Origin of the sequence: Escherichia sp. KCJ4928 (assembly GCF_004352695.1) — a bacterium.
Classification (GTDB): domain Bacteria; phylum Pseudomonadota; class Gammaproteobacteria; order Enterobacterales; family Enterobacteriaceae; genus ECMA0423.
Map to the genome: position 1 here is coordinate 1 of NZ_SJWV01000445.1, position 1010 is coordinate 1010.

General features: G+C 44.7%; 2 protein-coding genes. Both read left to right on the top strand.

All coding sequences use genetic code 11. The annotated features are described in order from the left end of the window. Positions 1 to 12 precede the first annotated feature (12 nt). Positions 13 to 171, top strand: a complete 159-nt coding sequence (locus tag E0D98_RS28600) for a hypothetical protein (RefSeq protein WP_005093880.1) — start codon at positions 13 to 15, stop codon at positions 169 to 171. A 316-nt stretch (positions 172 to 487) separates the two neighbouring features. Next, the gene (locus tag E0D98_RS24710) at positions 488 to 880 is read left to right on the top strand and encodes a hypothetical protein (RefSeq protein WP_001218243.1); all 393 of its coding nucleotides are present in this window, start codon (positions 488 to 490) and stop codon (positions 878 to 880) included. Positions 881 to 1010 lie beyond the last annotated feature (130 nt).

The window sequence follows — 1010 nt, forward strand, 5'->3', positions numbered from 1 at the left end:
AAGCTGGGCTGTGTGCACGAACCCCCCGTTCAGCCCGACCGCTGCGCCTTATCCGGTAACTATCGTCTTGAGTCCAACCCGGTAAGACACGACTTAACGCCACTGGCAGCAGCCATTGGTAACTGGACAAGGTGGATTGAGATATTAAGAGTTCTTGAAGTGGTGGCCTAACTGCGGCTACACTAGAAGGACAGCATTTGGTATCTGTGCTCCACCAAGCCAGTTACCTTCGGAAGAAAGAGTTGGTAGCTCTAGATTCCGGCAAACAAACCACCGTTGGTAGCGGTGGTTTTTTTGTTTGCAGGCAGCAGATTACGCGCCGCAAAAAAGGATCTCAAGAAGATCTTGAATCACTCTATGAAAATTTTGTTTTATAGCCGTATTTGTTGATGCTATAAGCCAGAGACCTTCTATGAGAATAGACATATCACATCAAACACGGCATACCCCGCCAAACATGCTTCCTCGGGAACAAAATTGTGTAGCAATGGCATTATCTGCGTGCTTTAGACAACAACTAAATCCTGTGGTAAACAGCTTATTAAAAGAGAGAATAATACACTCCCCTAAAGAATTGGAACATGACAACGCAGTAATAAGAGCCCTGCAAAAACTACAAATTCAAGAAGTTTGTAACAGCACCCTTTGGGAGACAGCCAAACAACAACTACTTCAAAAATCGGACGGAAGATATTTTGCCATCAATTCTAAACACTTAGCCTTTCCAGGCCCAGGAGAATCTCACGCCTTCTGTTGCATCAAATACAAAAATGCAATTGGCATTAACGGAAACAATGCCGAAACCCAATCGACCCACTACCAACCCTATCCCTATGATAAAGTCAGTATATGGGGACCATTCCCTCACAATTTAACGTAATATCTTATTGTACGCACCGCTGAAATGCGTTCAGCGCGATCACGGCTGCTGACAGGTAAAAATGGCAACAAACCACCCGAAAAGCTGCCGCGATCGCACCTGATAAATTTTAACCGTATGCATAGCTATT